Origin of the sequence: Streptacidiphilus sp. MAP5-3, assembly GCF_041262505.1 — a bacterium.
In the GTDB taxonomy this organism is placed as follows: Bacteria; Actinomycetota; Actinomycetes; order Streptomycetales; family Streptomycetaceae; genus Streptacidiphilus.
This window is the reverse complement of sequence record NZ_JBGCCL010000042.1, coordinates 40,486-47,393: the sequence shown is the minus strand read 5'-3', so window position 1 is coordinate 47,393 and position 6,908 is coordinate 40,486. Positions and strand designations below refer to the sequence as shown.

Here is a 6,908-nt window from a genome sequence, read left to right as displayed (position 1 = left end):
AACCGGGCATTACGGTGGGACACGAAGACCTCCGTGTGTGCGGTGAAGCCTAGACACCTCCACCACACCGGAGGTCTTCGTCATGATCAAGCCCCTAGGACCGACGCTCGTGGTCAATACAGCTAGCCGAGGGCCTCGGCGTAGGCGGCGCGGAGCGGTTCCCACTCCGCGGCCGGATCCCAGGACTGCCAGTCGACCGCGCCGCCCGCCAGGGCCCGGGCGAGGTAGTCGAGGTGGAGGTGCCAGCCGGCGAGGATCTGTGCGGGCTCCTCGATCGGCGCGGGCAGGCGCGCGCTGAAGGCGAGAGCCGTGCCGCCGCCCTCGTCGGTGAGCTCGAAGCGGACCCGGCCGTGCGGGTCGAGATCGAGTTGGAGCAGGGACGGAGGGTCGTAGGCGGTCACCGTGCCGGCGGCGATCACGGTGCGGCCCTCGGGATCGGTGTTCAGCCAGCGGAGCACCACAGCGCCGCCCTCCGCCGGGTCCAGCCGGTCGGCGGCGGCGAGCCAGCGCCGGAGCAGGGACGGACGCGACACGTGGCGCCAGACCTCGGCCACGGGGTGCGGGTAGTGACGGTAGAAGCACACGGCCTGGTGACCCGCGTCGATCGCGACGACGCTGCCGTCGAGCCGAGGGTCGCTGGAGGTGGCGGACACCCTCCGATCATCGCCCGCCGTTGCGGTTCCGGCTCGCCATTGCATCGCCCCGGTCGTGTCGCACGCTCACGTGCTGCCAGCCGGGAGCTCCTTGCTGAGCAGGGTGCCAATGCCCGCGCGGAGGACGTCGATCCCGTGCTCGGCGGCCGGGGCCTGTCTTATGGACCAGGCCGGATCGGCCTGCGGTGTGAGAGCACCCGCCTCGCCGCGTTGTCGTGGGTCGTCGGTCGCCGGTCGTCGGCGCTCCTGTCAGACCAGCGCGGCGAGCTCGCCCCGGGAGGCGACGCCGAGCTTGGGGTAGGCCTTGTAGAGGTGGTAGCCGACCGTCCGGGAGCTGAGGAAGAGCTGGGCGGCGATGTCCCGGTTGGAGAGGCCCTGCGCGGCGAGGCGGACGATCTGCGTCTCCTGCGGCGTCAGGCCGGCCAGCGGCCCTGCGGTTCGCGGCTCCGCGGTCGCTGCGCCGGAGGCGTCGAGCTCGGTGCGGGCGCGGTCGGCCCACGGTGTCGCGCCCAGGGCGTCGAAGGCGCGGGCGGCGGCGCGGAGCGGCATGCGGGCCTCCGTCTTGCGCCGGGCACGCCGCAGCCACTCGCCGTAGAGCAGCGCCGTGCGGGCCTCCTCCCAGGGCCGGCCGGACCCGCTGTGGAGCGACAGGGCGTCGAGGAAGAGCCGCTCGGCGAACTCCTCCGGGGCCAGCAGGGCGTGACAGCGCAACACCAGTGCACGCGCCCAGGGCTGTTGGGACCGCTCAGCCCAGCGTTCGAAGCGGGTCAGCGGCTCGGCCAACGCCTCGCCCTCGCGGATCCGGACGGCAGCCTCCAGCGCGTCAGGGACGGCGCGCAGCACGCCGACGTGGCCCCTGTCCGGGCCGCGTACCAGCGTGCCCAGGAAGGCGAGCGCCTCCTCCGCGCGGCCCTGACCGAGGTCGAGCAGGCCCTCGGCCCACTGCTGCCACGGCGCGCCGACCCGTGCGGAGGCGCCGCCGCGTGCCTCGGCCGAGGCAGCATGCAGGGCCGTGCGGCAGGCAGCCTCGTCACCGCGCTGCGCGGCCAGGTAGGCGAGCAGGGCGTGCGAGGGCGCGGCCCACTGCACCTGGCGGATGTCCGCGGCCAGCGCCAACGACTCCTCGGCGTGGGCCTGGGCCTGGTCCGGGCGGCCGTGGAACAGCTCACTCTCGGCGAGCGTGATCAACAGCGGCGGCAGTGCGGCCAGCACGCCCCCGGCACGGGCCTCGGCGACGACCTGCTCGGTCACGGCGAGGGCGTCCGCGTCCTGGCCGACGGTGAGCGCGGCGGCGCAGGCCTGGATGAGGTCGACCGGGACGATCGCGCCGGCGGACCGCGCCTGGGCCATCGTGGCGGGCAGGGTGCGGCCTCCCTTCGCGTCGGGGGCCACTGCGTCGGGGGCCGCTGAGTCGCGGGCTGCGCCTTCCGGGCCCTCGGCGTCGGGCGCGCCGGCCGCCACCGCGTCGAGCAGGTAGGCCACGACGGGGGCCAACGGGTCGTCCGCGGGGAGGGACAGGGCGGCGAGACGGCGTTCGGTCGTGCGCATGGCCTCGTCGCCGAGGCAGCGGGCGACGTCGTATGCCTGGAGCAGCACGCGGGCCGCCGGGCCGGGGTGGCTGGCGGCGACCAACTCGGCGGTGTCGAGCAGCAGTTGGTGGGCGGGCTCGTGCGCACCCCGCCAGAACTGGGCCAGGCCCTCGATGAACATGAGGTGCGCCAGCAGCACCGGCTCCTCGGGACGCCGGGCGCGGGCACGCCCGGCCAGCGCCTCGGCCCGCTCGATCTCACCCGCCTCCGTGGCGGACTCGGCCGCCTGGACCAGACGGCGCGTCGCCTCGGCCGGATCCGGACTGAGCTGCGAGGCACGCTCCCAGGCCGACGCCGCGCCCGCATGGCCGCCGCGACGGGCGGCGAGCTCGGCGGCCCGCTCCAGCTCGGCCGCGACCGGCTCGTCGGGCCCGGTGGCGGCCTGGGCCAGATGCCAGGCGCGCCGCACCGGCGTGCCGTGGTCGGCAAGCGCCTGCGCGAGCGACGCATGGACCGCGAGTCGCTGGGCCAGCGGTGCGCGGCTCAGCGCCGCAGCCCGCAGCAGCGGGTGGCGGAAGACCAGCCGTCCGCCCGTCTCCCCCGGCTCGACGCGGACGAGCGCCGACTCCTCCGCCGCCTGCAGGTCCTCGACGTGTGCGCCCAGCCGCTCGGCGGCAGCCAGGACCGTGGGCAGCTCGCCCGTCTCCTCGGCGGCGGCGACCAGCAGCATCGTCTGCGCGGCGGCGGGCAACCGGCTCAACTGGCCGTGGTACGCGAGCTGGAGCCGTCCGGCGAGCGGCAGCGGCTCGCTGCCGGCCCGCTCGGCCGCAGGGAGTTCGTGCAGGGCCAGCGGGTTGCCGTGGGCGAGTTCCAGAAGTTGATGCCGCGTCAGAACATCGACGTCCGGGGCGCTGTGCTGGAGCAGCTCCGCCGCCGCCGTGTGATCCAGGCCGGACAGGCGCAGCTCGGCCAGGCCCGGTGCGACACCTGACGCGCCGTCGGTCGACTGGGCCTCGCCCTCGCGCGCCGCCAGCAGCAGGACCACGCCCTCCGCCGCGAGCCGTCGCGCGGCGAAGAACAGGGCGTCGCTGGAGGCCGCGTCGCACCACTGGAGGTCGTCGATCAGGCAGAGCACCGGCCCGCCCTCGGCCAGTTCGGCCAGCAGCCCGAGCACGCCGAGGCCGACCAGCAGCCGGCTGCCCGGCGTGGACGCGTCCGGCTCGGGATCCGCGAGGCCCAAGGCGCGCTCCAACGCCGACCGTTGGGGCGCCGGAAGCGACTCCAGGCCGCCCAACGCGGGCGCGAGCAGCAGTTGCAACGCGGCGAACGGCAGCTCGGACTCGGCCTCGACCCCGGCCGTGCGCAGCACGGTGAAGCCCTCGGCCGCGTCGCGGGCGTACTCCAGCAGTGCCGTCTTGCCGATACCCGGCTCGCCACGCAGCACGAGCGCTCCGCTGGTCCGCCCCCGGGCGGCGCGCAGCAGTTCGTCGATGGCGGCCTGTTCGGTCCCCCGTCCGTACAGCATGCAAGCACCCTACCGACAGCCACCGACATGTTCGTGCGACAAGTACCTAAGCGCGACTGATTCCGCGTCCTCGCCTTCTCCGTAACGTCTTGACCTGCAGGAACGCACAGGACACCGCACCGGACGAACCGGACGAAGGAGAAGAACAATGGACGCCACCGCGAACACCACCGCCCAGGAGCTCGCCGAGCGCTACATCGCCGCCTGGAACGAGACCGACCCCGCCGCCCGCCGCAAGCTCGTCGACGAGACCTGGGCGGAGGACGGCAGCTACACCGACCCGCTGGTCGTCGCCGAGGGCCGGGACGCGGTCGACGCGACGCTCGGGGCGGTCCAGGCACAGTTTCCCGGCCTGCGCTTCCGCCTCGGTGGCCCGGTCGACGCGCACCACGGCATCGCCCGGTTCACCTGGGAGCTCGGCCCCGCCGACGCCGCCGAGCCGCTGGTGATCGGCTTCGACGTGCTGGTCGCGGACGCGGACGGCCGGATCGCGCAGGTCCTGGGCTTCCTGGACAAGGTCCCGTCCGTCTGAGCCGTCCCACCGACCCCGCGCGGGGCTGCTCCCACAGTCCCGCGCGGCCCCACCCCTCCTTGCCAAGTGCCAAGAACCCCACCCACCGACCCATTGGAGCAGGGCAGATGACCGCCATCCGGGTCCCGGCCGACCGGGACTCACGCCTCCCGCACGAAAACCCCGCCGTGCCCGTCGCGGCCGCCGCACCCGCCGCGCCTGCCGCCCGCAAGGGCCTGCTGCCGGTGGTGCTGACCGCGACCTTCATGTCCGCGCTGGACTTCTTCATCGTCAACGTGGCCATCCCGTCGATGCAGCGGCATCTCGGCGCCTCCCCGGCGGCGATCCAGTGGATCGTGGCGGGCTACTCGCTCGCTCTCGCCGCCGGACTGATCACGGCCGGACGGGTCGGCGACATCGTGGGGCGCCGTCGACTCTTCGCGCTGGGGCTGGCACTCTTCACGCTGGCCTCCGCCGCCTGCGGCCTGGCCCCCGACGTCGCCTTCCTGATCGGTGGGCGCGTCGCGCAGGGCCTCGCCGCAGCGCTGATGGGCCCGCAGGTGCTGGGCATCATCCGCACCTCCTTCCAGGGCAAAGCGCAGGCGCGGGCCATCGCGATGTACGCGCTGACGATGGGCCTCGGCGCGGTGCTCGGGCAGCTGATCGGCGGCGTGCTGATCAAGGCCGACCTGTTCGGAACCGACTGGCGGGCCTGCTTCCTGATCAACCTTCCGATCGGCGCGGTCACGGTCGCGCTGGTCAACCGCTGCGTCCCCGAGTCACGTGCGCCGGAACGTCCGCGCCTGGACAACGTCGGCGTCGTGCTCATCACGGCCGCGCTGGTCACGCTCGCGCTGCCGCTGATCCAGGGACGCGGCGACGGGTGGCCGCTGTGGACGTGGCTGTCGCTGGCCGCCTCGGCCGTGCTGTTCGCCGTCTTCGCCGCGCACCAGCGGCACTTGGGCGCACGGCAGGGTTCACCGCTGGTCCCGCCGGAGTTGTTCCGGGGCCGCGCCTTCACGGTCGGCGCGGTGGCCCAACTGCTGTTCTGGAGCGGCCAGGGGTCGTTCTTCCTGATCCTCGCGCTCTATCTGCAGGTCGGCCGCGGGCTGGACGCGCTCACCTCCGGAGTCGTCTTCACCGCGCTGGGCCTCGGCTACTTCGCCACCTCGCTCCGTGCCGACCTGGTCGCGGCGCGACTCGGACGCCAGGCGGTGGCCCTCGGCGCGGCGTTGATGGCCCTCGGCCTGGGCCTGCTCTGGGCAGGCACCGCACAGATCGGGACCGCGCAGATCGGGACCGCGGCCGGGACCCTGCGGGTGCTGTGGCTGGTGCCGGGGCTGGTGGTCGACGGCGTGGGCATGGGTCTGGTCATCGCCCCGATCACGGCCGCGGTACTGACCCGCGTCTCGCCGCAGCTGGTCGGTGCGGCGTCCGGGGTGATCACGACGCTGCAGCAGGTCGGCGGCGCGGTGGGCGTCGCGCTCCTCGGGATCGTCTTCTACGACGCGCTCGGCAGCAGCGGTCCCGCCGGATACGGCCATGCGTTCCAGTCGGGGCTGGCGGTCCTGGTCGTGGTCGAGCTGGCCCTGGCCGGAGTGATCCAGCTGCTGCCGCACGATTCCTGACGGTCCGTCAGTTGGGTTGAACGGGACGCCTCCCGGAGCTCTGCGCTCCCGGAGGCGTCCTCGCGCGTGTCAGCGGTGCAACTGCTCTGCCGCCTCGGCGGCGACGGCCTCCGCCACCGCGGCCAACGCCGGGGAGTCGAGCCGCCACTGCTGCCAGAAGAGCGGCACATCCCGCGACCGCCCCGGCACGATCCGCCTCAACCTGCCGTCGCGCAGCCGGGGTTGCGCCTGCGCCTCGGGCAGCAGACCCCAACCGAGCCCGGTGCAGACGGCTTCCAGGTAGCCCTCGCTGGAGGGGATCCAGTGCCGTGCTCCGTCCGCACCGGCCATACCCCCGGTCAGCTCGCGGGCGAAGCCCTCCTGGAGTTGGTCGCGGCGGTCGAAGAAGACGACCGGCGCGCGCGGGAGCAGCTCCGCCGGGTCGCCGCGCAACCAGGTGTCGACGAACTCGGCGGTGGCGACGGGCAGGTAGCGCATCCGTCCGAGCGCGCGCACCGAGCAGCCGGCGACCGGCTCGGGCGTGGAGGTGACCGCGGCCATCACCTCGCCGTCCCGCAGCAGCGCGGTGGTGTGCGCCTCGTCCTCCCGGCGCAGGTCGAAGGTGAGGCCCGGCTCCCCGGGTGTGTGGCCGAGGCGGCCCAGCGCGGGGACGAACCAGGTCGCCAGCGAGTCCGCGTTGACTGCGATCGCCAGGCGCGGCGGCGTGTCCCCGACGTCCAGGCCGAGCGCGCTCCGCGCGTCCCCTTCGAGCTGGGCCAGCTGCCTGCCGAAGCGGATCACCACCTGCCCGGACTCGGTGGCCCGCACCGGCTTGGTCCGCGTCAGCAGGACCCGCCCGGTGCGTTGCTCCAGCGCCTTGATCCGCTGACTCACGGCGGAGGGGGTGAGGTGGAGCGCGGCTGCGGCGGCGTCGAAGGTGCCCTCGTCGACCACGGCCAGCAGCGTCCGGACGAGATCGTGCGGCAACCGGCTCTGCGACAGGGCAAGGGGCGGATCGTCCGACTTCATGACTGTTAATGATACGTAAAAATCTTTAGCTGGTCTGCAGCAACCTCCCCGACC

At 74.0% G+C, this 6,908-nt stretch carries 5 protein-coding genes; 2 read left to right on the top strand and 3 right to left on the bottom strand.

The window, feature by feature from the left end:
- Positions 1-122 precede the first annotated feature (122 nt).
- On the bottom strand, positions 123-653 hold the full coding sequence (locus tag ABH928_RS34390; protein WP_370072654.1) for an SRPBCC domain-containing protein: 531 nt from the start codon (positions 651-653) through the stop codon (positions 123-125).
- A gap of 249 nt (positions 654-902) precedes the next feature.
- On the bottom strand, positions 903-3,707 hold the full coding sequence (locus ABH928_RS34385; RefSeq protein ID WP_370072653.1) for an AAA family ATPase: 2,805 nt from the start codon (positions 3,705-3,707) through the stop codon (positions 903-905).
- A 148-nt stretch (positions 3,708-3,855) separates the two neighbouring features.
- Here ABH928_RS34385 and ABH928_RS34380 point away from each other — a divergent pair, with 148 nt between their 5' ends.
- Together ABH928_RS34380 and ABH928_RS34375 are read left to right on the top strand one after the other, a co-directional pair.
- Entirely contained in the window at positions 3,856-4,239 is a 384-nt protein-coding gene (locus tag ABH928_RS34380; protein WP_370072652.1) for a nuclear transport factor 2 family protein, read from the top strand.
- Positions 4,240-4,346: 107 nt separating this feature from the next.
- Positions 4,347-5,846 (top strand): MFS transporter, encoded by a 1,500-nt coding sequence (locus ABH928_RS34375; RefSeq protein ID WP_370072651.1) that lies wholly within the window; start codon positions 4,347-4,349, stop codon positions 5,844-5,846.
- Between the two features lie 69 nt (positions 5,847-5,915).
- Here the strand turns inward: ABH928_RS34375 and ABH928_RS34370 are convergent, their stop codons facing one another.
- Positions 5,916-6,854, bottom strand: a complete 939-nt coding sequence (locus tag ABH928_RS34370) for a LysR family transcriptional regulator ArgP (protein WP_370072650.1) — start codon at positions 6,852-6,854, stop codon at positions 5,916-5,918.
- Between the last annotated feature and the right edge of the window lie 54 nt (positions 6,855-6,908).

Coding starts and splice junctions, on each gene's coding strand:
- ABH928_RS34380 (WP_370072652.1), top strand. CDS start 3,856: ATGGACGCCACCGCGAACACCACCGCCCAGGAGCTCGCCGAGCGCTAC.
- ABH928_RS34375 (WP_370072651.1), top strand. CDS start 4,347: ATGACCGCCATCCGGGTCCCGGCCGACCGGGACTCACGCCTCCCGCAC.
- ABH928_RS34370 (WP_370072650.1), bottom strand. CDS start 6,854: ATGAAGTCGGACGATCCGCCCCTTGCCCTGTCGCAGAGCCGGTTGCCG.
- ABH928_RS34385 (WP_370072653.1), bottom strand. CDS start 3,707: ATGCTGTACGGACGGGGGACCGAACAGGCCGCCATCGACGAACTGCTG.